The organism is Enterovibrio norvegicus DSM 15893 (assembly GCF_900115495.1).
Lineage (GTDB): Bacteria > Pseudomonadota > Gammaproteobacteria > Enterobacterales > Vibrionaceae > Enterovibrio > Enterovibrio norvegicus.
In genome coordinates this window covers 1-25780 of the sequence record NZ_FOWR01000057.1, presented here as the reverse complement: position 1 = coordinate 25780, position 25780 = coordinate 1, and the positions used below count along the sequence as shown (strand labels likewise).

Below are 25780 nucleotides of genomic sequence, written 5' to 3'. Positions count from 1 at the left end.
GATAAACAAGCCAGTAACAAGACGTTGTCCACACTGTGGTGAGCACTTGATGGTCTGCGTGGGCGTCTCGCGACCGAGGTAGCCGAAAGGCGAACAGAATAAGGAGAATGGCATTCATGTAAACACAGGAGGACTGACCGACAAAAAAACACATCGTTAACGTAACATCTTGAAGTGAGTGGCTATCAGCTCACTTCTTGGCTGTGCTCGTCCTAACAAAAGTGACGGGCATAGATCCATCTTCTGCTCATCCGAGCAATTTACTCAATAAAGAGGCGTCGGGCTTGTTCAACACCCGAATAAAGTGTCGGCTGCGCGACACTTATTCTTATTTGTTAGCTGCTACCTCACAAGTGTGTCGTAATCTGTTCTTACGCCACTAGGTACACTCGCAGAATCAATCAATAGCAATGCATTTTTTAGGCGATTACGTGCAGCCGCCGAATTTGCAAGTCGACGCCCTAGATCGGAATTACGATTCATGGCGAGGCGAATCAAAGTTGCGATTTCTCGAGGAGAAAAACTTTGAATAGTTTGCGTGTAGTAAGGTACAGCAGCGTTAGAGACCCCGCTACCATTACCTACTGTACAACACGCAACTACATGAACCAGTACTTCTTGGATAGTCTCAGGAACAGCACCTTGTTGAGTTAACTCTAAAAGCCTTTCTGCAAATGGGGGCTCATTATAAAAGTTATTCATTCCATTATGTACGTTCCACAACCGCGTAGTTGCTTTTGAAAATACAGCGTGTTGCTCAGATTCATTCAATAAACTCAAGAAGCCTAATTTTTCAAAGAACTGCAATGATGCAACATGCTTATCTTCTAAACCTTTAGCTACGTAGTCTGTATGGTTATTAATTAACTCTGACTTCATATCACTAGTTAATGTTTCTTTTAAACCGTTACAGACATCTAATGAATTTAAACGCGCAGGTTCTGGTGTGGCAGGGTCACAATAAATTCCATGAACCATATTAATAAGAAGTTGACGCTGAGCATCGTGAGTATCAAAAAGGCGCTGTACCCAAATTTGGCATTGCTGATCATTAAAACGAGTGCCTTTTACTGCCGATATAAATGAACCTATATCAACACCTCTAGGTGAAGCAGAATCAGCAAGAGCATACCTCACACAGCGATTGAGAAATGTCGTAAATTCTCGGTCATTTACTGTCCCCATTGTTGGGTGAGCAGCAGAGAAATTATTTCGAACATCTCTACACTGATCTAAGAAGAAGAATCCATCTTCATCGATAAAATTTAACTTCAAACACAGTTCTAAAAGACGGCTGTCTTGTAACTCTAAAAGGTGCTTTTCTTCGAAATCACTCTGACGTATTTGAGCTACTACAGAAAGACCGAAATTTCGAATTTTTTGGCGAAGATGCAAAATTGCAGCATTCCAAATATAATTCATGGCACCATCAAACAAACCTGTACTAACTGCTACGCACATTCTCGCAACTAATTCACCTCGCAAGTCAGCAGGTATATCTCGTAGCTCTCTTGGTAAATCACGCCAGGCGTACTCAATTTCTTCATCACTCGCAAGAACATTACGAGGAATGCCAAGTGAAGTGGTTAATTGTGTTAATGCGGGTAATACCGTACTTGGTAGCGACGGTAATTCTACGTTTTCTCTTACGACTATATCTGACATTGTATACCTTATTTAACTTATTTCGAATTGCAGCTAGCAACTTATTAACGTGCAACTCGCCCGTTTAGTCCAAAAGCGGGGCGCCCGATTAATCCACTTACACTTGTATAAAATAAATACTGAAACGCCAAATATCAGCATGTTAGATATTCACCTTGAAATCCAAAATGTGAAAGTCGGGCGTCTCGTACTAAGAAAGCCCATCTCTCACACGCTACCGCCCTCCGGTTCTCGGCATCCGACAGGCCATATGATTGATAAACTAGTCAGAAAATCTAACATGGTATGAATATAAAGGCATATTAAAATTGTGTCATTATGACCCGAATCATAAATTAGCTTTATCAAACAGTTAGCGTGATGCTCTTTGATGGTGTAGTGACAGTACGAAGATTTGAAAAGAAGTTTTGTGAGATTTTCGACAAGAGAACGTGGAGAGGGGTGGTCGAAAGGGACTTGGGTGTTTGAGGAAAAGTGAGGAGCACTACCGCTCTCCCAACTAGAGAGAGCGGTAATAAGCAGACATTAACCAATAATGGTCAACGTCGCCTGCAAAATAATCAGGTTAACGATATCAATAAAGAACGCGCCGACAATTGGCACCACCATGAAGGCTTGTGGTGAGGGGCCGAAGCGGTTGACCACAGAGCCCATGTTCATCACGGCGGTTGGGGTTGCGCCTAAGCCAAAGCCACAGTGACCACTGGCGATAACGGCCGCATCGTAGTTACGCCCCATGACGCGATAGGTCACGAAGTAAGTGAATACTGCCAGCATCATGGATTGAACGATCAGAATGATGAGGAAGGGTACGGCCAGATCAAGAATGTTCCACAGTTTTAGGCTCATCAATGCCATGGCGAGGAACAGGGCGAGAGACACTGTGCCGAGAATGTCGACGGTGTCGACGTCCATTTTCTGCACTTTGGTGACTTCTACCACGTTGGTGATCACCACGCCAATGAACAATGCATACACGAAATCGGGGATCATCAGCCATGTGATGCCGAAGCTGCTTACCCATTGTTCGAGGTACTTTGCGCCGGTTACACAGATCAGCAAGATGAACAAGGTTTCGATGACCTTCTTCGCCGTGACGTTGTCTTCTTCGTTCTCGCTGTAGGTCACGAGTTCTGGGAATTGGTCATGGGTTTTGTTGGTCGCGCCGTATTGAGATTGCAGTTTGTTTTTGTCGATTAAACGCTGCGCAACTGGGCTACCAATGATGCCGCCCATGATCAAACCAAAGGTGGCAGATGCCATTGCGATTTCCAGCACGTTATTCATGCCGTAAACATCTTGGAAGGTTTGTGCCCAGGCTGCGCCTGTACCGTGTCCGCCAGACAGAGTGATGGACCCTGCGATTAACCCCATTAACGGATCAAGACCAAGGGCGGTGGCAAGTGACACACCAATACCGTTTTGGATCATGATATAGAGCGATGCAACACCGAGGAAAATGAAGACTTTTGCGCCGCCTTTGACCAGCTGTGTGTAGTTAGCCGCTAGGCCAACCGTGGCAAAAAACATGAGCATAAAGGTGTGTTGTAAGGGCAAATGGAAATCGAGTTCTATGCCTCTAAAGTGCAACACTGTGATGGCACTGGCGACGACTAAACCGCCGACAATCGGCTCTGGAATATTGAATTTTTTTAGTACAGGAATTCGTGCGTTGATGAAGTGGCCGAGGAACAGCACAAAAATGGCGATCAGAAATGATTCAAGCGCACCAACAGATATTAATTGATTCATAAAGCCTCTTAAGCCTCAACATCCTCCTTAATGTATGAGAGCGAATTGTTCTTTGATTTGATGGACATGGAGCTAAAAAGAGTGGTATCGGCATCCTTCGCCGAGTCTGCAGAGTTGCTGCAAGGGCGACGTTATCTCACATTGCGGATGTAAAGCACAGCCTTTGATTACAAATTTATTCATTCTAAATGACTAAATTTGCTGATTTAGAAGCGAGAAATGAGGGGCGAGATTAGAGGTACGAGGTGCGAGGACGAGCAAAAGATTAAGAGCTAGAGCGAGAGAAAAACGAATTTCTAGCGTTAGGCCGTAGCTATCCGCGCTTGTCTTTAATCTCTAATCTCTAATCTTCTATCTCGTCCCTCAAATCTCTCTTATCTCGCCCTCTCTCTTAATGCTTATGCGGAATCAGCCCCGCAATCATCATCGTGTGCGTCGCGAGTGCTTGGCATTTTTTCGATGAGGCGCAGCTTCGGTCGGCGGTGTCGGGTTGTTGCGCATAAATCACTTTGCCGTCTTTGATGGTGCTCAACACCGTAATGTCGGCGAGTTGTAACGGGTTAATCTCAAGGGGGTCGTCGGAGAGCAGCACTAAGTCAGCAACTTTGCCCACTTCAATCGAGCCTTTGGTGGCTTCTTCGAAATGCTGATACGCCGCCCAGAGGGTTTGGGCTTTGAGTGCCGTCATGGCGTTAACGCGTTGGTCTTTGCCTAATACGCGCCCGCTGCGTGTGATGCGGTTGACGGTGGCGGAGTAGACGCGCATCGAATCTGGGAAGGCGACAGGGGCATCGTGGTGCGAAGTGAAGATCATGTCTCTGTCCATTGCCCAACCTGTGGGAGAGATATTCTCAGCGCGAGCATCGCCAAGCACTGATTGCGCATGCCAGTCGCCCCAATAGAAGGTGTGCATGGGGAAGAACGACGGAATGATGTTGAGTTCTTTGAATGACTGCACTTGGTCTTCACGGGCGGTTTGTGCATGAATTGCCACAAAGCGTCGTTCGCCTGCACCGTAGGTTTTTGTCGCTTTCTCGACGGCATGAATGTACTGATCGATGGCCGCATCCCCATTCACATGAGTGAGCATCTGCCAGTGGTTTTCCATCGCCATTGCCACGTATTTATCGGCCTCTTCATCCGACATGATGGGGTAGCCTTTATATTGCGCGTTCTGGCCTTGAGGCGGCACAAGGTAGGGCTTGGTAAGCCATGCGGTTTTCCCTTGTGGTGAACCGTCTAGCGTGAGCTTCACGCCACCGACGCGAAAGCCGTTCTTGTAGCCGTCACCGTAATAGGGCGCTTTCATGGTCTCGGTGCCGAGTTGGATATCGACATAGGCGACCACATCAAGCAGAAGCTTTTCTTTTTGCGCAATGTCGTACATGGCCAGCACGCTGTCTGTCATGGTGCGGCCTTCTTGTGCAGTGGTGTAGCCATATTTTGAGTAGAGCTTCATGCCCGCTTGGAACAGGAGTTCGTTTTCTTCAGGGCTGATTTGCGTGAACAGTGGAATGAGCGCGCCGAAAAAGGCGGATTCTTCCAATACACCGCTCGGTTCTTCACTGTCAGGCAGGCGTCGAATTTGTCCGCCGGGTGGATTTTTGCTTTTGGCAGTAAAGCCAAGCATGTCGAGGGCTTTACTGTTCAGTACCCCTAAGTGCCCTGATTGGTGGATGATCATGATGGGCACATCGGTAGAGACGGCATCCAAATCATAGCGGGTAGGGTGTACTTGTTTTTTCAGCTGTGAGTCGTCATAGCCAAAGCCAATGATGAATCCCTGCTCTTTGTTGACGGGCTTGTTTGCCCATTGGCGCAGGGCATCTTGTAAGGAGGCAATATCCGTGACGGGGCCGTCGGGTGGCGACAGCAAATTCGCAGAAACAGCTTGAAGGCCTGTGTTCATGACGTGGCCATGGGCATCAATGAAGCCGGGCACCATGGTGAGGCCTTTTAAATCGACCATTTTGGTGCGGTCTGATGCCAATTGCAGCACATCTTCGTTACTGCCAACGCCCAAGATTTTCCCATCAAGAATGGCCACGGCTTCCGCGGAAGGCTGTGCATCATTCACGGTAATGACATTGGCATTGCGATAGATGGTGTCGGCGTACAATCGAGGTGAGCTTTCAGCCCATGCTGCTTGAGAAGCGATAAGAGCTGCAAGGGTAAGTCGTTGCGCTTTCATGAGTGTTCCTCTGAAATGAATAAAGCGGGGCAATCCCCGCTTTATTTTTAAGTATCGTCTGGCTTCTAGGGTCTCATTCAGTGTATGCCGTGCTTCGCCCAAAAGTCGTCCAGATTTTGAATCAGAAGTTTACGCTCATCTTCGTTTAAAAATGCTGCTTCGATAGCATTTCTAGACAACTGGGTAAGTTGTTCTTTTGACGGCGAAAGTGCGGTATTCAGCGCGAGAAAGTTGTCATTCATGTAGCCGCCAAAAAACGCAGGGTCGTCAGAGTTAACCGTTACACATAGCCCTTCATCTAACAGGGAAAGGATATTGTGATCTTCCATCTTGTCGAACACGCGCAACTTGGTGTTCGACAGCGGGCAGACGGTGAGTGGCATGCGTGTGCGCGCTAGCTCTTGCACAAGTTCGGGGTCTTGCACACATTGCACACCATGATCGATGCGATTGACATGTAAAAGACGCATCGCATCCCAAATGTTGCTGGCTGGGCCTTCTTCGCCAGCGTGTGCAACGGCCTTTAACCCAAGAGCGCGTGCTTCTGCGAAAACGCGGGCGAACTTTTCGGGCGGGTGCCCAACTTCTGACGAATCTAACCCGACACCCACCAGGCGATGAAGGTGGGGTTTAGCTTGCTCTAGCGTCTCAAACGCGGCGTCTTCTGACAGATGGCGCAGGAAACACATGATGAGTTTGCTGGTGATGCCCAGCTCTTTTTCGCCCTGTCGTAGCGCGTGATAAATGCCATTGATGGCAGTATCGAACGCAATGCCCCGCTCGGTGTGTGTTTGTGGGTCGAAGAAGATTTCAGTGTGCATGACATTGTCCGCTTTGCAGCGCATCAAATAGGCCCATGTCAGATCGAAGAAGTCGCGCTCCGTGATCAGCACATTGGCACCTTGATAATAGATATCTAGAAAAGATTGAAGATTATGGAAATGGTAAGCCGCGCGCGCTTCTTCCACATTGGCGTAGGGTAGGGAAATGCCGTTACGTTCCGCCAATTTGAACATCAGCTCTGGCTCCAATGAACCTTCGATGTGAAGGTGCAGCTCTACTTTTGGTAAGTGTCGGATAAAGTCTTCCATAAGATTCTCCCTTACACGTTTTGTATGTGTGAAGCATTCACATTGCCAACGAAATATGACAGTTGGCGCGGTGACGATGATTTCTCCCGTTTCGATGCTGTAGAAGAGGGGTTTATGACTGTCTTGCGACAGTATTGGTTGATGAGAGGACTAGAAAGCGCGCAACCCGTATGCGCTCCACTATAAAAAAGCTAGTGGTTACTGACCGTTCGGTCAACTTACAAGCCTGTCTTGTCTTTCACTGTGTGCGTTATCATCCAAAATCACACGGATGTTTAAAGACGGCGTTTTCCCTTTCAAGCAGGATGCGGCGCAATATTTACTTACACTCTATAGGGATACTCACAGAGAGAGTCTGACATACTCAGGGGCGCTTCTTTATTGCATGAAGGATGAACCCAAACACCGATGACGATTCTCTATCCTGCTTTACTGCTGATTACCTTGTGGGTGTGCATCATTGTTCACTACTCCAGTTCGCTTAACTGGCAGATGGTAAGCGATGTGGGTGTTTATGGGTTGGTGGCAACCGCCGTTGCGTTTCCTGTTTTGCAGGGCGAATGGAGCGACTTTAAATTTGCGGGATACATCATCGCGATCGCGTCGGGCATTGGTTTGCTCGGTAAAATGCTCATCGATGCCAAGCGCCCAGATAAAAGTGGCAACGACAGTTTCCCTTCAAACCACACCGCCAACGCCTTTGCTGCCTCGACCGTGCTCGCCGTGAGTTACGGCTGGATCATCGGATTGCTGTCTTATGGAATGGCGATGCTGGTGGGATTAGGGCGAGTGAAAGCCCTAAAGCACCATTGGCGTGATGTCATCGTCGGGTTATGCGTCGGCCTTTCAACGGCAGTTTTCGCCGTCGCATGGCTCTAGGAACGAGATTGCGAGAACGCGAGATAACGAGATTGCGAGATAACGAGATAACGAGATAACGAGATAACGAGATTAAAGCCACTCCCCATTCTCGTTTTCTCTTTATGCTTTTCGCTCTTTCTCGCTTCTGCTCTTTCTCGAATCTCGAATCTCAAACCTGCTCTTCCTCGCCCCTGCTCTTAAGCATCAAACGCCAAATGCTTCCGTCCTGACCAATTCGAAATTACATCAATCATGCGCTTTTTGCTGACAGGCTTGGCGAGGAAATCATCCATGCCGACGCGCTTACACTTCTCTTTATCTTGATCGCTGACATTGGCGGTCATGGCGAGGATGGGCAGTGTGCGTCCGTGTTCGTTAAGGGTTCTTATCACCTCACACGCTTCAAAACCGTCCATTTCTGGCATTTGTAAATCCATCAGTACCATCTCGTATTGTTCCTTACTGATGGCTTCAATCGCTTCACGGCCATTGTTGGCGGTGACAACATTGAACCCTGAACGCTCTAGCATGGTTCGTGCGACGAGTTGGTTGGCTGGATTGTCTTCCACGAGCAAAATGCGGGTTTCACGCAAGGGGCGGTAAGACTGACGCGCTTCATGTTCTGTGGTCGACTCTTCGGGGTAATGCATCTGGCATGGTAAGTGGATGGTAAATTCACTGCCGACGTCTACTTTACTGCTCAGGCTCATTTTCCCGCCGAGCAACTCAACCAACTTGCTTGAAATCGCCAACCCCATGCCGACGCCGCCGTATTTACGTGAGAAGGTGGCATCTTTTTGTGTAAAGGGTTCAAAAATGATCGACTGATAGGCCTCTTCAATCCCAATACCTGAATCCCTTACTTGAATGAACACGCCTTTTGGAAACGCGTGGGACATGACCAATTCGACCTCACCTTCTTTAGTGAATTTAAGGGCATTACCCACTAGATTGGTGAGCACCTGAGACAATTTTCCTTTGTCTGTGCTGGCAAGAAAGCGGTGGTTCAGTTCATCGTCAAAGGTGAGGGTAATGCCCTTCTCTTTGGCGGTGGTTTCGAACAAGGCCAGTACACTTTTACCCAGTTCACTGATGTCGAATTCCGTTTCTTCGAGCTTGAGTGCGCCCACATCGATTTTTGAGTAATCAAGAATGTCGTTGAGCTGGCTTAATAACAAGGTCGCGGCATCGTCCGCCATTTCCGTCAAGGTTTCACAATGATCAGGTAGCTTTTCTTCTTTGAGGATATCGAGTGCGCCCATGATAGCGTTCATGGGGGTGCGAATTTCATGGCTCATGGTCGCAATAAACTGGGACTTGGCGATGTTGGCTGAAACCGCGGCTTCTCTTGCTTGGTCCAGCTCAATTTCGCGATCTTCTTGGCGTTTCATGTATCTCGCCAGCAAGTAGACGCTGTTGTCTAAACGGCTCAATTCATCTTGCCCCTTACTCAGCTTTATATCTTCGTGGGCGAGTGACAACAAGCGCTGGTTAATACGAGAAATCGGCGAAATGATCAGGATTTGTGAGAGTAAATAGATGAGGCCAGCCAGTGATAACAAGGTCGCGGCGGTGTACATGCGCATTTTCTCAACGTGCATGTTTATTTCTTGCAGCATCTGCTTTTTGCTCAAAGAAATGCGCATAGAACCGACGGGTGAGCTGTTGTGCTGAACGTTATTCGTGAAGTTCAGTGCCATGGGGTTGTCATCATGTGGGCGATCCCCCCATTGCCCCACTTCTAGCCCGTTGTTGTTGAGAATGGAGACATAACACAGGTCGGGGTAGTGCACCGCAAGCTGTTCGAGCTTTTCATTCAAGAACCCACTCTTTTGGGCAATGACATCACCCGAAAACGTGGTAGCCAGTGCAGAGAAGTGCGATTTGATTTGGTTATCGAGTTGCTGTTCAAGGTAGCGCTTTTCGAATGAACGAATGGCTTCACCCGCCACGTAGCTAAGGCCTGCGGTCAATAACAGTACCAAGGTGACGTATTTGAACCAAAGCGGTAAACGTAAAATTGCCATCAGCTATCTCCCACAATAACAACGATGAGGTGGTGTCATTGTGAAATCGCATTTCTCAATTTGAGAGTGATTATGCATCACGTTGTCGCAAACTGACGCGATTTCACGGGGTTATCGACACGGCTTTATCCGATAGGAGTACTTATGCATGGAGCTTGCCAAGTTGTTTTAGGCGAGAGAAACGGGTTACTTCGGCGGTTGAACCTGCTCCTTGAGCAATTGTTGCTGGAATTGTTTGGGGGCTTGTCCAACATGACGAGTAAAGAAACGGGAGAAATACCCTGGGTCTTTGAAGCCCAACTGGTAGCCAATCTCTTTCGATGACAATTGAGTGAAAATAAGCAGGCGTTTGGCTTCATCCACGATGCGTCCGTGAATAATTTCGAGGGCTTGTTGGTCGGCGCTACGCTGACAAGTACGGTTCAGTTGGCCTTGGCTCAAGCCTAACGCCGTGGCGTATTCGTTAACACTCCAATGCTGGTGGTAATGCTGTTCAACCAGTGCAGTGAATTTCTCGAACAGGGCGGTTTTCGCGTCTGAAGGCTGGGTGGGTTCGCGGTGTTGAATCTGCCGGCTCAGTGATATGAACACGATTTTTAGGTATGCGCCGATCATGGACGCTTGTCCTGACTCTCTGCCTTGGTATTCCGCCAACAAGCGTTCGCCTAATGCTTTCAATTCAACAATGTGTCTGCCTTCTGTCAATGGGATCACGAGGGGTTCACGCAACAGGGAGGAGAGCGCCTGACGCTCGGATTCGTTGAACAAGCTCAAAATGAAAGGTTGGGATATCGACAGAATAAACCCAGTTACCCCCGGTTGATGAACGAATCCGTGTACTTCCCTTGCCGGGATGGAGAGCACGCAACCACCTTGGTATTCCGCGCTACTTTCTCGGATTTGTGCGGTCATAGAACCGGACTCGAGGATCATCAATTGGTGGAGATCGTCATGCCGGTGCGGATGAATTTCCCAGTTGTGTTTTGGCAGAGACTGCTCAAGCCGTGCGATATGCATGTAATCCGGTGAGCTTTCAGGCAGTTCCTCGCCGTAAAGGAAATAATGGGGGATGTTCGACATCACACTCGTGCTTCAAAAGTCAGTAATGTTAAAAATGTACAACAAAATGTAAAAAAGTTGAATTTATTGCGAGCAATATCATGACTATTCTGACCGTATTACTCATGCGAAGGTCAGGAAGACATGGTTTCGATCCCTTATATGCAACTCAGAGGCGGAAGCTCCAAAGGCATTTATTTCCTTGCAAGTGACTTGCCTGAAGATGTTGATGCGAGAGACCAAGCCATTCTTGATGCCGTTGGCCGTGATGCGCGCCAAATTGATGGTTTAGGGGGTGCAACCCCATTAACGAGCAAAGTGGCGGTGGTCTCAGCCTCATCGGATGCTGACTGCGATGTCGATTATCTGTTTGTTCAAGTCGTGGTGGGTGAGAACCGCGTAGATACCACACCCAATTGTGGAAACATCTTGGCGGGTGTCGGTGCTTTTGCCATTGAATCTGGCCTTGTTGAAGCGACCCATCCAAAAACCATGGTGCGTGTGTTGATGACCAATAGCGGCAATCGCTGTGATTTGGAAATCGAAACACCTAACGGTCACGTGAAATATGATGGCGATGCTGCGATCGATGGCGTGCCCGGTACCGCCTCTCCGGTGATTTGTCATTATCAAGATATTGCAGGCTCGATCACTGGCGCATTACTCCCGACGGGCAATACCCGCGATACATTTGAAGGTCTAGACGGTCAGTACGAAGTGACCTGCATTGATAACGGCATGCCGGTTGTGGTGATGCGTGCCGATGATTTTGGCGTGACAGGTTACGAAAATGCCGATGCGTTGAATAACGACGCTGACCTGAAAGCACGCATTGAAGCTGTTCGATTAAAAGCAGGCGTGGCGATGAACCTTGGCGATGTGACTGATAAGGTTGTGCCCAAAATGTGCCTGATTGCCCCGCCTGTTGAGGGCGGCAATGTCTCCTCCCGTACCTTTATCCCTCACGTTTGTCACTCTGCCATTGGCGTGCTGGGCGCAGTGTCCGTTGCGACGGCATGTGCGTTATCCGGCTCGGTCGCAGAAGGGATTGCCTCCATCCCTGACGGCTTGGTGAAAACCTTGTCCGTTGAACACCCTTCAGGGGAATTCTCCATGACGTTGACGTTCGACCCATCTGGCGCAGTGCAGAGTGCTGGGTTGGTCAGAACGGCGCGTTTGCTCGCAAAAGGCGAGCTCTATTTGCCCAAGAAACCGCTATAGCAACACAAGAAACCTCTGTAGCAACACAAAAAAGTTAGCAATAACGATAGCCAAATACGAATAACGATACGCAGTCACCAGAGGCTGCACAGGAGTCACGGAATGACCAAACCAAGTTGTATGCCACCAGATAACAACACGCGCACCCCGCGATTTGTGGCACCTGCGAATGCGTGCGATGCCCATTGCCATGTGTTCGGCCCTCATGCGCAATTTCCTTATGCGGATACCGCGACGTATTGGCCGCCAGATGCCGGTAAAGATGCGCTTAAACGTGTACATGACAAGCTGGGTATTTCCCGCGCTGTGTTGGTTCAAGCGAGCTGCCACGGTCGTGATAACCGCGCCATGATGGATGCGATTGCGACCAGTAACGGCGCTTACCGTGGCGTGTGCATGGCTGACGATACGTTTACTGACAATGATTTTCAGGATCTTCATGAAGGCGGCGTTCGCGGTATTCGCTTCAACTTCGTGACCCACCTTGGCGGCGCACCCAATCTAGAAGTGATGGAAAGGGTATTAAAGCGCGTGAAGCCATTTGGCTGGCATTTGGTGATCCACGTTAATGCGGAAGACATCATTCGCTACGAAGACTTCTTCAACCGTTTCGACATGGACATCGTGGTAGACCACATGGGCCGTGTGCCGACATCAGAAGGTGTAGGTCAAAAGGCGTATCAAATCCTGCTTGATTTTATGCAGCGTGATAACTGGTGGGTGAAGGTGTGTGGTTCTGAGCGCATCGCGATTTCGCCGCCTTTTTACGATGCAGTGCCATATGCGCAAGGGCTAGTGGAAGTCGCCCCTGACCGCATCCTTTGGGGAACGGATTATCCGCATCCGAACATCAAAAAACACATGCCAAATGACGCGGACCTGCTGGATCTCGTGCCTTTGATTGCGCGTGACGAAGCCACGCAGAAGAAGATTTTGGTGGACAACCCAGCACGCCTTTACGGTTTTGACGACTAAGGAAAGCAGTATGTCTATGAGAACAATCCAAGGCGTCGCCGTTCGACACATCGAACGCGCTGACACGGCAGTATTGGAAGGGCTTGCCGAATGCGGGAGCGCCACCGTGCATGAAGCACAAGCGCGAACAGGCAACCTTAACCATAACTTGCGTCCTATTTATTCCGGCGCACAAATCGCAGGCAGTGCCGTCACTGTGTTGGCACAACCCGGCGATAACTGGATGGTGCATGTCGCGATTGAGCTTTGCCAACCGGGCGATGTGTTGGTGATTGCGACCACCTCGCCGTGTACTGATGGCTACTTTGGTGATCTGTTAGCAACGTCTGCGCAAGCACGCGGCATGCAAGGGCTGATCATTGATGCAGGCGTGCGTGACACGAAAGACCTGACAGAAATGAATTTCCCTGTGTGGTCAAAAGCGGTGTCCATCAAAGGCACAGTGAAAGCGACATTGGGCTCGGTAAACGTGCCAGTGGTTTGTGGCGATCAACCCATTTATGCGGGTGATGTGATTGTTGCGGATGACGATGGCGTGTGTGTTGTGCCAAAAGACCAGGCTGAAACGGTATTAGCAGCAGCGAAAGCGCGTGCGGCATTGGAAGAAGAAAAAAGACAGAAACTCGCCACCGGCATTTTGGGGTTAGACATGTACAACATGCGTCCGAAGTTGGAAGAAGCGGGTTTTCGCTATGTAGATAAATTGGAGGATTTGGAATGAGCACGGATACGCTAATTATTGATTGTCATGGTCACTACACGACGGCACCGAATGAGTTAGGTGATTACCGTGATCAGCAAAAAGCCGAGCTGGCAACCGATCCTTTGTTCGATCATGTAAAAGGTGTGGTGAACATCTCGGATGATCAAATCCGCGATAGCCTTGAAGGTGCGCAGTTGAAGCTGCAAAACGAGCGTGGTACAGACGTGACGATCTTTTCTCCACGTGCAAGCTGGATGGGGCACCACATTGGGAACCAAACCACAAGCAAGTATTGGACGGAGCACTGTAACGAACTCATTCACCGCATTGCTGAACTTTACCCACAAAACTTCATTGGTGCGGCGCAACTTCCTCAGTCTCCTGAAGCGGATTTAACCGCGAGTGCAGCAGAGCTTGAGCGCTGTGTGAAAGAGTTTGGGTTTGTCGGGTGTAACTTGAGCCCTGATCCATCGGGTGGCTATTGGACAGCGCCGCCATTGGATGACAAATACTACTACCCGGTTTACGAGAAAATGTGTGAATTGGACGTGCCCGCGATGATCCACGTGAGTGGCTGTTGTCACCCTTGTTTCCACACTACGGGTTCGCATTATTTGGGTGCTGACACCACGGCGTTCCAACAGTTGATGATGTCGAAAACCTTGTTTAAAGATTTTCCTGAGTTGAAGTTCATCGTACCGCACGGCGGTGGCGCTGTGCCGTATCACTGGGGACGCTTCCGTGGTTTGTGCGACATGATGGGCTTACCGCCACTGAACGACATCATGGGCAACAACATCTTCTTTGATACCTGCGTGTACCACCAAGAAGGTATCGATTTACTGCTTGAAGTGGTGCCGAAAGACAACATTTTATTTGCGTCTGAAATGATTGGTGCTGTGCGTGGTATCGACCCGCAAACGGGCAATTTCTTCGATGATACAAAGCGCTACATTGATGGTTCGTCATTGAGCGATCAAGACAAAGCCAAGATCTTCAATGGCAATACGCGTCAGGTATTCTCTCGATTAGATGCCAGACTGAAAGAAGTCGGATTGATTTAAGCGTTATTTAAGGAGTGAATAATGCGCGAAAAAAGAGATTATGACGACATTCCCGGCACTTATGTGTTCGACGGTCAGGCATCGCGCCAAGGCTATCACTTGAACATGTTTTGTTTGTCTCTCAACAAGGCGGCGAACCGTGATGTGTTTCGCCAGGATGAAGCCGCATACCTTGATAAATACCCCATGACTGACGCGCAGCGTGACGCGGTATTATCACGAGATTGGCTCGGAATGTTACGTTTGGGTGGCAATATCTATTACACCTTCAAACTGGCCATTTTTGATGGCATGACCATGCAACATGCTGGCGCGGCGATGTCGGGCAACAACATGACCGTTGACGATTTTCGCGACATGATGCTCGCGGGTGGCCGCGGTATCGACGGTAATCGCAGCAAGCAGGAATGGGCGGAGTACTATTCCAAGCCAGAAAACCGAGCGCACTATCAAGGTGATGCGAACAGCGATGTTGCGAACCGTGCGGCCAAAAAGAACAAGGATGATGCTAATGGGTAAAATAGTCGGCGGTATTGGTACGTCTCATATTCCGTCAATCGGTGCGGCAATGGATAACGGCACCATGTATGACCCTGCGCACAGCGACTATTGGCAGCGTTTTGTTAACGGTATTCAGCCTGTACGAGAATGGATGGAAACCGTTAAACCTGATGTATGCCTGATTGTGTATAACGATCATGCGTCTGCATTTTCGTTGGAATCTGTGGCGACGTTTTCCATTGGTGTCGCCCAGCAGTTTAACCCTGCGGATGAAGGCTATGGTCCTCGTCAAGTGCCTGCGTGTGAAGGTAACAGTGAATTGGCGTGGCACATTGCAGAATCTTTAGTGTTAGATGAATTCGACATGACCATTGTCAGCGAGATGGATGTCGATCATGGCTTAACCGTGCCACTGTCTGTGGCCTACGGGCAACCTAAAGCATGGCCGTGCCAAGTGATCCCGCTGGCGGTGAATGTGGTGCAATACCCGCAACCGACGGGTAATCGTTGCTTTAATCTTGGAAAAGCTATCCGTAAAGCGGTGGAATCTTTCCCTGAAGAGACGAAAGTGGCGATTTTTGGCACAGGTGGTTTATCGCACCAGCTTCAAGGTGAGCGCGCAGGATTGATCAACACCGAGTATGACTGCCATTGGTTAGACATGATGGTGAATGATCCTGATGCTGCAAAGGCGGTGTCTCACACAGAGTATTTGCGTGAAGCAGGCTCAGAAGGCATTGAAGCGATCATGTGGCTTGTCATGCGCGGCGCAATGGATGAAAAGGTGGATGAAGTTTATCGATTCACCCATGCACCTGTATCGAACTCCCATTATGGGTTAACCGTTTTAGAGAATGCCAGTGACAGGGTCACGCAAGGTACGCTGACGTTCAAGTCAGACTTAGGTTCAAGGAGTAGCGAATGAAAATCATCATGGTGGGAGAGGGTGCATTCGGTCACAAGCACTTGGACGCACTAAAAAACATAGACGATGTGGAGGTTGTGTCGATCGCGGGTGGTGTAGAAGAAAGCACCCGTGCGACCGCAGAGAAGTATGGCATCACGCACTGGACGTTGGACTTACAGGAAGCGCTGGCACAGCCGGGTGTTGAGGCGGCAATTATTACGTCGCCGACACCTATACACGCCCGACAAGCCATCGAAGTGATGCAAGCGGGCAAGCACGTGATGGTTGAAATCCCGATGGCGGATTCACTGGACGATGCAGAAAGCATTGTTCGCGTGCAAAAAGAAACTGGCAAGGTTGCCATGGCGGGACACACACGCCGTTTCAATCCAAGCCATCAATACCTCAACAAGAAATTTCGCGCCGGAGAGTTGAAACTTCAACAGCTTGACGTGCAAACCTATTTCTTCCGCAGGCAAAACCTTAATGCATTGGGTGAGCCGCGCAGTTGGACCGATCATTTGCTTTGGCACCATGCATGTCACACGGTGGATTTGTTTGCGTATCAAACCGGTGAAGAGATCGTTCAGGTGCAAGGCATGCAAGGGCCTAAACACCCTGAACTTGGTATCGCGATGGACATGAGCATTGGCTTGAAAACCGCCTCTGGCGCGCTGTGCACTTTGTCGTTGTCGTTCAACAACGATGGCCCGTTAGGCACCTTCTTCCGCTATATCTGTGATAACGGCACTTACATTGCGCGTTATGATGATCTGGTGGATGGGCGTGAAAACCCTATCGACGTGAGCAAGGTGGATGTATCGATGAACGGCATTGAGCTTCAAGATCGTGAGTTTATCGCGGCTATACGCGAAGGTCGCGAACCGAACGCCAGTGTGAATCAAGCTCTAGCGGCAATGAAAGTCTTGGATCAAATCGAGAAAGTGCTTATTTAAAACGCCGTCTCTTGGTGCAGGTTCCCGATAGCACACTCAGTTTGACACGCAGTGTATTAACCCTCCCTTAAACGCGGAGGGTTGTTTTGTTTAAAGCTCGACGTAAAAGCTTGACACGTTATGCATAACACGGAAAAACACAGAATGGATAAGCGCAGAATTGGTTCGCTACAGGTTTCCCCCATTGGTTTAGGCTGCATGAGTATGTCGCACGGCTATGGCCCTGCAGACGAGGCAACCTCGATCAAGCTGCTCAATGAAGCGCTAGACGTGGGCTATGATTTCCTTGATACCGCCACCATGTAAGGCGGCGGTAAGAACGAAGAATTGCTAGCAAAAGCGCTCAAAACCCGCCGAAACGAATATGTGCTTGCCAGTAAATGCGCGCTGTTCAAGAAAGACGGTAAGCCGACCATTGATGGCCGCCCTGAAACGATTCGCCAACAATGTGAAGCGAGTTTACAGCGGCTACAAACAGATGTTATCGACCTGTATTATCTGCACCGATTAGACCCAAATGTGCCGATTGAGGAGAGTGTCGGTGCCTTGGCTGACCTTGTGAAAGCGGGGAAAATCCGTGAAGTTGGGTTGTCAGAAATATCGAGCGACACACTGCGTCGTGCGAATGCGGTGTATCCGATTGCCGCAGTGCAATCTGAGTACTCTTTGTGGTCTCGTTTGCCAGAAATCCAGATGCTGAAAACCTGCGAAGATCTGGGAACGACCTTTGTGGCGTTTTCGCCATTGGCACGCCAGTTTTTAACAGGAAAAGCCAAAGATGCCACGCATTACGGTGATGGTGATATTCGTACCAACAATTCACGGCCGCGTTTTGAGCCTGAAGCGTTTGCTAAAAACATTCAACTGCTCGAACCGCTCAAAGACATTGCCGCGCAATTGTCTTGCACCACTGGGCAACTTGGGTTGGCGTGGTTAATGGCGCAAGCGGATATCCAAGGCAACAAGACCTTGGTGTCGATTCCGGGCACGAAACACATTGATTTCATGCGCGAAAATATTGGCGCTACCCAAGTACAGCTCAATGACAGTCTTCGTGATGAAATCGGTGCCTTGCTGCATGAAGATATGGTGGTTGGCGCACGGTACGCAGACGGGCAGATGAAAGTGATGGATTCAGAACGCGACCGCGACTAGCCTTTTTCGCCATTACGGACACTGAAAGAAAGCAGAAAGCCGTCGTTGTCGACGGCTTTCTGGTATTTAGCGGTCAGGTTAACCCACAAACTTGCTCACGAAGTTACCAATGTTGCTGAAACTTGCAGCGGCCATGATAACAACAATCAACACGCCTGAAAGGGTCAGGTAAAGCGGGTGTTTGTAGTTACCCACGATGTCTTTGCGGCGGGTGGCAGCAAGCACAAAGGCAAGCACAACCGGTAGAATAATGCTGTTCACCAAGCCTGCAAGCATGAGCAACAGAATCGGCATGTTCATCATCACAGTGCCCACACTCGTCAGGATAATGAAGCTAACACACCATGCTTTTTCGTTACGCGCGACCACTGGGAACAGCGTCTTAATCAGTGAAATCGCCATGTAGGAGTTGCCGACAACTGAGGTAATAGAGGCAACAAACAACACCAAACCGAAGATGAAGTAACCCACTTCGCCCGCGCCTTGGCGGAACGCATCAGCGGCTGGGTTTTTAGCATCAAGCGTTGCACCCGTCGCGATAACACCGAACACGGCGAGGAACAGCAGGATGCGAATCACCACCGCAATGGAAATACCCGCCCACGCTGCCGTTTTGATGGTCTCAACGTTTTCTTTGCCTTGTAGGCCAATGTCCACCAAGCGTTGTGCGCCCGTGTAGTAACCACCCACAGCGCCACCCACGATGGTCAGGGTTGGCAGTAGAAGGTTACCAATGTCAGCAGGCATGACGGCGGCAGTCAGTGTTTCGCCCATTGGTGGCAAACTCGTCATGGCGACATAGGCAATCAGCACAATCATGAACAGGCCCAGATAGCGCGCCATTTGATCCATGCGTTTTGAGGCGTTATGTACCACAAACAGCAAGCAACCAATCACGCCCGTAAACAAAGCACCCCATGTGGTATCCACACCTGTTAGAACATTGATGCCTAGCGCAGAACCGCTCACGTTACCGAAGTTGAAGGCGACAGCGCCAAGGGCAAGTAAAATCCCGATGAAGTAGCCCGCACCTGGGGCGATTTTATTGGCAATGTCTTGAATGCGAAGGCCAGATACCCCCACGATGCGCCAAAGGTTCATCACAATACCGAAGGTGATAAACATCGATGCGAAGACGGGGAAAGCCATGTCCATCTTGTAGATGTTGGTTAATACGGCAGTTTGCGTAAGAAATCCAGGGCCAACGGATGTTGTCGCCATCAGGAATGCGACGCTAAGAATGGCTTTGTTTTGCCAAGACGTTGTAGGGGTGTTTTGAGTAATCGTTTGCGTGGTCATGCCGAATCCAAAAATTGTTGTCTCTCTCTTTATAAAAAAAGAAAAACAACTGACCGGGATCAGCTGACGTTTGGCGGGTAACTTGTTGAAAAGACGCGTCGTTACGGCTTGTCTTTTTGCTGGGAGCGGATACTAAAGACTCACTAAAAGTAAGTCAATCATTAAGTCAGGAAAAACTGAATGTTTTAATGCCATTGCGTACGAGTGAAGGGTTTTTTGATGATGTAACACGTCCGCATTGTTCGACAGTGTTTATGAGAAGTGGTCAAGGTTTCTACCAAATGCGTTGAATATGCAAGCGGTTGAGCGGATTTTGCTATTGAATCTGGACATGGCAATTCGTAAGGTCAAAACAGCAGAAAATTTTATGACTTTCGATTACAACTTTTGAGGAAGTGCCAATGGATGGAATACCTAATCATGTCATGCTCAAACAATACAGTCATGATGCGACGTTTTCTGATAATCATGTGCGAGAAATCCCTTATAACGGGGAAACAGCGATGGACGTGTATTTGCAGTTGATGAATAGCACGCCAGGATGGATTGACGCATTGATGCGGTTGCGAAATCGCATTGCATCCTCGCTCGGTTTAAAGCACTTGGGTAATTTTGACGATTTTTCTCCCGCAAAAAAGGATTTCAACGTCGGGGAGCGCGTGGGCATTTTTACCATGATTTACCGCTCGCCCGTTGAAGTCATCATGGAAGACCGAGATAAGCACCTCGATGTGAAAGTCTCCTTCCACGTCACCCCAAATGGCAACCGTGCCACGGTCACAGCAAGCACTGTTGTGCATGTGAAAAACCGTCTTGGCAAGGTGTACATGTTTTTCGTCGGTCCAGCCCACAAGCTGATTGTGCCTGCGACATTGAACAAGTTACCTAAAATCTAGGATTAACAGACCTTCGTGAAATGTCCTTGTTTTGGCACGTTCGATCAGCTGTTCGGCTGTGCCTTTGACGCATCGATGTCATTGCTTTCTTCAAGCTTTGTTTTGATTTCATCAATCAAATCCATGATGGCGGAGGCTTCATCGGCTGAAGCGCCATCTAACAAGGCTTCTTGGAGCAGTGTATTGATGCGTTCCTTTCTTAATATGAACAAGTCATGCAGAGAATAAGCCACTTCGAGGCGACGTTTCGGGAATTGTTCTATCAAGTGACGCAGAATTTCTCCGGAACGTTTCGGATAGGCCAAGACGATGTTTTTCGCGACATCATTTGCGTTCAACGCGGAACCTTGCAACGCCAATTTGATCAGCAAGCCGGGGTCTGACGGGTTTTGCCCGAGCGCGGCAATCAAAAGTTTCAACTCTGGGTTGGTGGTATTGGTGTCTTTAAAGTCCAGCATTGGATCCAGCTCAGACGCGCCAGGAATGGGCTGAACATTGACCTTGAACGGTGTGGTTGCAGGCAATGTTTCGGTTCGGACAAACAGTTTCCTGAACATCAAAAACATGAACACAAAAATGTGTACTGTGATGATGTAGTAGTAAAGCCAAACCACGCTGAAGGCGTTCATCAACTGACTGGCAATAATAGGCCCAATGACACCGCCCGTGCCGAGCAAGATCTGCATGGTGCTGGTGGCGGGCATCGCTTCTTTCGCGTCAATATGGTCAAACACTTGTGTGACGGCGAGTGGGAACAAGGCAACGCCGGAACCCCCAGATATCCAGAACAAGACGGCGAGCAACTCTATGGGATAGGGATAGAAATTATCCAAAACGATGAGACTGTTACTGATGATCCCCATGACCATTAAGCCTGAAGCGATGACACGCTTATCAAAGCGATCAGCGAGCCAACCTGTTGGAAACTGCGTGAGTAGCCCGCCCATTTGGTAAGAGCCCAAAATCAGTGAAAGCCAGATGCCAGAAATTTCTTTGTCATAGGCGTACAGCGAAATCAGCGACACGCTGGCGGCGTTGATTAATCCCGCACAGAAACAAGAAAGGGTGCCTGATGGCGAATATCGCCAAAGTTGTTTGAGTGAAAGCGGTGCGCTCTTTGCTGGTAATTCGGGGGCCGGCAATCGGCTCATCGACATGATAATGAGCGAGAAGCACAAAAACACAGAGATTAAGCCAAATAACCTTGGGTCGCTTTCGCTAAAAATGCTGAACAGAAACGGTGCAGTACCAAAACCAACGGCGAAACAAATTTGATACGTGGCATAAACGCGGCCACGGTTGCTTCGATCGCTCAGAACGTTTAGCCAGCTCTCAAGCGTAATGAAACTCGTGACATAACAAAACCCTGCAATCATTCGCAGGCCACCTGTTAACCAGATATTGCTGGTGTAACTGTGGATGACAGAAACAATGGAAATGGTCGCTGCCATGGAGGCAAAGGCACGAATATGACCCGCCCGAAGTACAGCGCGCGATCCAAAAAGCCCCGCACAGATGGCACCAACCGCAAACATACTCATCGCGAGGCCGATGTTTGATGTTTCGTAGCCCGTTTCCTTCATGCGTATTGGCAGCATGACAAAGAAAAGGTTATGGCTGATTGCGAACCCAAAAATGGTAAACAGGATGGGCCTGATCCTGACAAAAATACTCGTATTCATATCCGTATGTTTCGAGGTTAGATAGGCGACCGATGACGAAGTCTAACGTTCGCATTAAAAAGGATGAATCGCGCCACACCGCGGCTTGAAGAGTAAAGTGGTACTTGTACGCTGTTTTTCATCAAACAGAACGCAGAGACGCAAAAAATGCAGATTTTATTGGGCTATGATACCACTTAACGACCTTAATCTTTTGAGGGTCTTAAGGCGTTTAAACGCCTCTCTCGACACTCTGACAAGATTCTTATTACTGAAAAGTAAGAGGTAATAGGGTCTGCTCACTTTTGGTAATGATAAAACTAATATTAGGGGGTTTTGGGCGCTTTCGTTGGAAATATGCGCGGAAATAGTAAGGAATGTGAGTTGATGTGTGAGAACAGAGGACGCATGATCGGAACAGCCAATCATTTTACCAAACCAAACCAAACCAAACCAAACCAAACCAAACCAAACCAAACCAAACCAAACCAAACCAAACCAAACCAAACCAAACCGCAGCCAATGCTGGGAGATACGTTATGGATAACTATACAGTCAGCACACACTTCGATGATTTTGATATCGATGTGATTCATGATGTGCTTTATAACAGCTATTGGTCGAAGGGCATTCCCAAAGAGACATTGGTCAGAGCAATAAAGAACTCGTTGTGTTTTGCTGCATTGACTGCGGACGGTGAGCAAATGGGGTTTGCTCGAATGATCACGGACCGTGCGACGTTTGCGTATTTGGCGGATGTGTTTGTGGTTGAGGCTCACCAAGGGAAAGGCATCAGTCGTCTGATTTTGGATAGCATTGCACATCACCCAGAACTTAAAGGGCTTCGTAGGATTATGTTAGCCACGCGAGATGCCCAGGGGTTATATAAAAAATATGGGTTTGAGGAAATTGAAAACCCTGAAATATTCATGCAACGTTGGGACCCAGATGTTTATAAAGGCAATGTTTATAAAGACAGTATTGATTGATTCGGTTGTGTTTTTAAATTTTCCTTATTCTTTGTCAATATATTCTGGCGCTAAGTTTCCAAAGCCTAATGTGACGTGAACGCGTTCGATTATTATATGTTTTTGTAAATACATTGAAAGAAAACCATGACGACTTTGGTCATGTTTAACTGTGTTCAAACGAACAATGAGCTTGAGCGAAATTAACCTTATCTGCTCAAATTTTAATCATGGTTGCATATTTAAATGTCCAACACCGCCTTTGTGTTCACGAATGGCGTGGCAGAGAGAGTGATGCGATGATCTGGTGCACACATTTTCTTTTTACACATAAATGTCTATATTTACTTTGTGTGAATGTCTATGCAGCTTGATGTTTAAAGATGCTGTTGAAAATAACACGCTGTTGTCGTTTTCTTATATATATGTTTTAATAATTATATTGGAAAAATGAATTTTGCACCTCGCATTAAATTTAACACTTTCTCTCTTCTGTTAAGAATATGTCTCTTCATCAAAACGAAAATACTCTTCGTGACTCGTTTATATTTTAAATGAGGAAGTGTGATTCTCTGCCAACATATCTGTATTTTATTTGCCTGATTTCTGGAACATTAATTTTTTGAGTGTTTGACTGACTGGGTCAGTTAAAAAGGATGACAATAATGAAAACATTCAACGTTAGTGGAAAGAAAGTGATCGTGGTTGCGATCAGTGCTGCCCTTTTAACGGGTTTCGCTGGTTGCGAAGACCCACGATGGGTCGCTAAAAAAGTCAGTAATGCGATGAAGGAAAAGCGCCTTGTTGACCATTTAGAAGGGTTAGAGGCCATTGCGGTACCAACGCCTGATGGTGAATCAACAACACGAGCCGCAGGTTCCGATGGTTACGCGAATTCCGTCGATTACATTACGGAGACGTTAGAGCGCCATGGCTACGAAGTGACTTATCAAGCCTTCGATTTTCGTGCTTGGGAGGAGCAGAGTGGCACATCGTTAAGCGTGAATGGACAATCGCTAGTGCATGTTCGCAATGCGACTGACGATATTCCCGCCGACTTTGCAACCATGTCTTACTCTGGTGGTTCTGATGGCGCAGTCAGCGCTGATATTGCCTTTGTAACGCCCGATTTCAATTTTGAATCTCCAGATTATGATGACACTGATGGCTGCGAAGCATCTGATTTTGACGGTATTGATGTGTCTGGCAAAGTTGCCGTTATCCAGCGGGGCGGCTGTACGTTCAATGCCAAAGTGGTGAACGCCGAAAATGCCGGTGCAGTAGGGGCAATTGTCTTTAACCAAGGCAACAATGATGGCCGAAAAGCGGTTGTAAACGGCACATTGGGTAGCGACAGTGAAGCGACCATCCCGGCGTTTGGTGCACGTTATGATCTCGGCAAAGAATGGTATGACGCACTTGAGGCGAACACGATTGCTGCGGCGCTGAATGTGTCTGTCGAAGACGAAGTGGTTGAAACTCGCAATGTGCTCGCTGAAACCAAAGGGGGCGATCCTGATCAAATCGTCATGGTAGGCGCACACTTGGATTCCGTACCTGAAGGCCCTGGCATTAACGATAATGGTTCAGGCACTGCGGGCATCCTTGAATACGCGATTCGTTTGAAAAAGAAACTGAAAAAACTGCATGTTGATCAGAAGAACAAGGTGCGTTTTGCTTGGTGGGCCGCGGAGGAAGCGGGTCTCGTAGGTTCTGACTACTACACCAATGAAGTGTTCGGTGCGATTTACAATGATGCACAAACGCAAATCATGGAAGAGCTAGGTATCACGGATCCTTCTGAGCTAACGGATGCACAACGTGACATGGTTGAAGCACGCTATAACGCGCTTAACCCCGTCAAGATGTACTTAAACTTCGATATGATTGGTTCGCCAAACTATATCTACGGTGTGATGGATGGTGATTTGTCGGATACGAAAGACGATCCGAACAATGCGTATCCGGGTGATTTCGAACCACCTAAAGGCACATCTGACATCGAAAACTTGTTCAATGAGTTCTTTACCGACAACGACGAGGCAACCATTCCTCAAGCATTGTCAAAACGTTCAGACTACTCTGGCTTTGCTGACTGGGGTGTGGCATTTGGCGGTTTGTTCACGGGTGCAGAGCGTGTGAAAAGTGTTGAAGAAGCGGAGTTGTTCGGCGGTGAAGTGGATGTGGCTTATGACAAGTGTTACCACCAAGCGTGTGATGACTTGAACAACGTAAGCAACGAAGCCTTGACCAAAAACTCACGCGCGCTGGCGTATGTCGCGACGTACTTTGCGATGACTGAAGAGTTGTTTGAAGAGCAAGAAGAACAGAAACAACGTTCGCTTCTTCGTTCAGCACCGCAAGATAAACACCGCATCGGTGAAAAAATCAAAGCGGCGTCTCGCGATACGGCTGACCACGGTCACTTCCATGGAGATTTCGACCAAGATCGTGACTAAGTTTTCTCGATATGCGTAAATAAAGGGAGCCAAGTGGCTAAGGCCGCTCGCTTAAGAGCGAGTGGCTTTTTTCTCTCTGGTTCTGGTTGGATATTTTGCGGGTCTTTTCAACACTGCCCGAGGGTACGCTTTCCTCTTTCTCTTGTTAGGTAATATCAGCCGTTTGCCATTTTCTCTAAGCATTTTTAGTGCATTTGGGACTGCACCAGGACTTCTGCCACTCGCCCAGATAAACTCATCTTGGATGAGATATAGCGCATTGAGGAAGCTTATCTTAAGCGGCTCAACTTTGTGCTCTTTCGCCATCGCTGCCATTTCTAAACGGACGATATTGTAAGACGTCAGGATCCCCCACAACTCCTGATAGAT

General features: G+C 48.4%; 19 protein-coding genes and 2 pseudogenes. 12 read left to right on the top strand and 9 right to left on the bottom strand.

The window, feature by feature from the left end:
* Positions 1–342 precede the first annotated feature (342 nt).
* From BM082_RS22725 to BM082_RS22710, 4 genes are all read right to left on the bottom strand, one after another.
* Positions 343–1665, bottom strand: a complete 1323-nt coding sequence (locus BM082_RS22725) for a hypothetical protein (RefSeq protein ID WP_074928766.1) — start codon at positions 1663–1665, stop codon at positions 343–345.
* A gap of 525 nt (positions 1666–2190) precedes the next feature.
* Positions 2191–3417 carry a sodium/glutamate symporter gene (gene gltS / locus BM082_RS22720; protein WP_074928764.1) on the bottom strand — a complete coding sequence of 409 codons (1227 nt, stop codon included), beginning with the start codon at positions 3415–3417 and terminating at the stop codon, positions 2191–2193.
* 391 nt (positions 3418–3808) lie between these two features.
* Entirely contained in the window at positions 3809–5608 is a 1800-nt protein-coding gene (locus BM082_RS22715; protein ID WP_074928763.1) for an amidohydrolase, read from the bottom strand.
* Positions 5609–5685: 77 nt separating this feature from the next.
* Positions 5686–6699: an adenosine deaminase gene (locus BM082_RS22710; protein WP_017017558.1), complete on the bottom strand. Its 1014-nt coding sequence runs from the start codon at positions 6697–6699 to the stop codon at positions 5686–5688.
* Between the two features lie 408 nt (positions 6700–7107).
* Between BM082_RS22710 and BM082_RS22705 the strand changes: the two genes are divergently transcribed.
* The gene (locus BM082_RS22705) at positions 7108–7578 is read left to right on the top strand and encodes a phosphatase PAP2 family protein (RefSeq protein WP_074928761.1); all 471 of its coding nucleotides are present in this window, start codon (positions 7108–7110) and stop codon (positions 7576–7578) included.
* A gap of 179 nt (positions 7579–7757) precedes the next feature.
* Here BM082_RS22705 and BM082_RS22700 read toward each other — a convergent pair whose 3' ends face one another.
* Positions 7758–9587 carry a response regulator gene (locus BM082_RS22700; protein ID WP_074928758.1) on the bottom strand — a complete coding sequence of 610 codons (1830 nt, stop codon included), beginning with the start codon at positions 9585–9587 and terminating at the stop codon, positions 7758–7760.
* Between the two features lie 186 nt (positions 9588–9773).
* On the bottom strand, positions 9774–10667 hold the full coding sequence (locus BM082_RS22695; protein ID WP_074928755.1) for a helix-turn-helix domain-containing protein: 894 nt from the start codon (positions 10665–10667) through the stop codon (positions 9774–9776).
* A gap of 123 nt (positions 10668–10790) precedes the next feature.
* Between BM082_RS22695 and BM082_RS22690 the strand changes: the two genes are divergently transcribed.
* The 8 genes and pseudogenes from BM082_RS22690 to BM082_RS22655 all read left to right on the top strand — a co-directional run bounded on the left by BM082_RS22690 (position 10791) and on the right by BM082_RS22655 (position 18128).
* Entirely contained in the window at positions 10791–11867 is a 1077-nt protein-coding gene (locus tag BM082_RS22690) for a 4-oxalomesaconate tautomerase (RefSeq protein ID WP_074928752.1), read from the top strand.
* 102 nt (positions 11868–11969) lie between these two features.
* A complete protein-coding gene (locus tag BM082_RS22685) occupies positions 11970–12842 on the top strand; it encodes an amidohydrolase family protein (protein WP_074928750.1) in 873 nt (290 codons plus the stop codon).
* Positions 12843–12852: 10 nt separating this feature from the next.
* Positions 12853–13563: a 4-carboxy-4-hydroxy-2-oxoadipate aldolase/oxaloacetate decarboxylase gene (locus tag BM082_RS22680; RefSeq protein WP_074928748.1), complete on the top strand. Its 711-nt coding sequence runs from the start codon at positions 12853–12855 to the stop codon at positions 13561–13563.
* Complete coding sequence (locus BM082_RS22675) at positions 13560–14609, top strand: amidohydrolase family protein (protein ID WP_017011697.1); 1050 nt, start codon at positions 13560–13562, stop codon at positions 14607–14609. Before BM082_RS22680 ends, BM082_RS22675 begins: the two co-directional genes overlap by 4 nt.
* A gap of 21 nt (positions 14610–14630) precedes the next feature.
* On the top strand, positions 14631–15128 hold the full coding sequence (ligA, locus tag BM082_RS22670; protein ID WP_017013417.1) for a protocatechuate 4,5-dioxygenase subunit alpha: 498 nt from the start codon (positions 14631–14633) through the stop codon (positions 15126–15128).
* On the top strand, positions 15121–16035 hold the full coding sequence (locus tag BM082_RS22665; RefSeq protein WP_017013416.1) for a class III extradiol dioxygenase subunit beta: 915 nt from the start codon (positions 15121–15123) through the stop codon (positions 16033–16035). The genes ligA and BM082_RS22665 overlap by 8 nt, the downstream gene beginning before the upstream one ends.
* Positions 16032–16973: a Gfo/Idh/MocA family oxidoreductase gene (locus tag BM082_RS22660; RefSeq protein WP_074928746.1), complete on the top strand. Its 942-nt coding sequence runs from the start codon at positions 16032–16034 to the stop codon at positions 16971–16973. The genes BM082_RS22665 and BM082_RS22660 overlap by 4 nt, the downstream gene beginning before the upstream one ends.
* 144 nt (positions 16974–17117) lie before the next feature.
* Positions 17118–18128 (top strand): annotated as a pseudogene (locus BM082_RS22655) (aldo/keto reductase).
* Between the two features lie 78 nt (positions 18129–18206).
* Here the strand turns inward: BM082_RS22655 and BM082_RS22650 are convergent.
* Complete coding sequence (locus BM082_RS22650; protein ID WP_074928744.1) at positions 18207–19427, bottom strand: NRAMP family divalent metal transporter; 1221 nt, start codon at positions 19425–19427, stop codon at positions 18207–18209.
* A gap of 401 nt (positions 19428–19828) precedes the next feature.
* Here BM082_RS22650 and BM082_RS22645 point away from each other — a divergent pair, with 401 nt between their 5' ends.
* Positions 19829–20323: a DUF2867 domain-containing protein gene (locus BM082_RS22645; RefSeq protein ID WP_074928742.1), complete on the top strand. Its 495-nt coding sequence runs from the start codon at positions 19829–19831 to the stop codon at positions 20321–20323.
* Positions 20324–20367: 44 nt separating this feature from the next.
* On the opposite strand, the gene BM082_RS22640 is transcribed toward BM082_RS22645, so the two are convergent.
* Positions 20368–22005: an MFS transporter gene (locus BM082_RS22640; RefSeq protein ID WP_017009162.1), complete on the bottom strand. Its 1638-nt coding sequence runs from the start codon at positions 22003–22005 to the stop codon at positions 20368–20370.
* A 518-nt stretch (positions 22006–22523) separates the two neighbouring features.
* Between BM082_RS22640 and BM082_RS22630 the strand changes: the two genes are divergently transcribed.
* Together BM082_RS22630 and BM082_RS22625 are read left to right on the top strand one after the other, a co-directional pair.
* Complete coding sequence (locus BM082_RS22630; RefSeq protein ID WP_074928737.1) at positions 22524–22973, top strand: GNAT family N-acetyltransferase; 450 nt, start codon at positions 22524–22526, stop codon at positions 22971–22973.
* A 644-nt stretch (positions 22974–23617) separates the two neighbouring features.
* A complete protein-coding gene (locus tag BM082_RS22625) occupies positions 23618–25411 on the top strand; it encodes a M28 family metallopeptidase (RefSeq protein WP_074928735.1) in 1794 nt (597 codons plus the stop codon).
* Between the two features lie 51 nt (positions 25412–25462).
* Here the strand turns inward: BM082_RS22625 and BM082_RS22620 are convergent.
* Positions 25463–25780 (bottom strand): annotated as a pseudogene (locus BM082_RS22620) (IS4 family transposase); the annotation flags it as partial.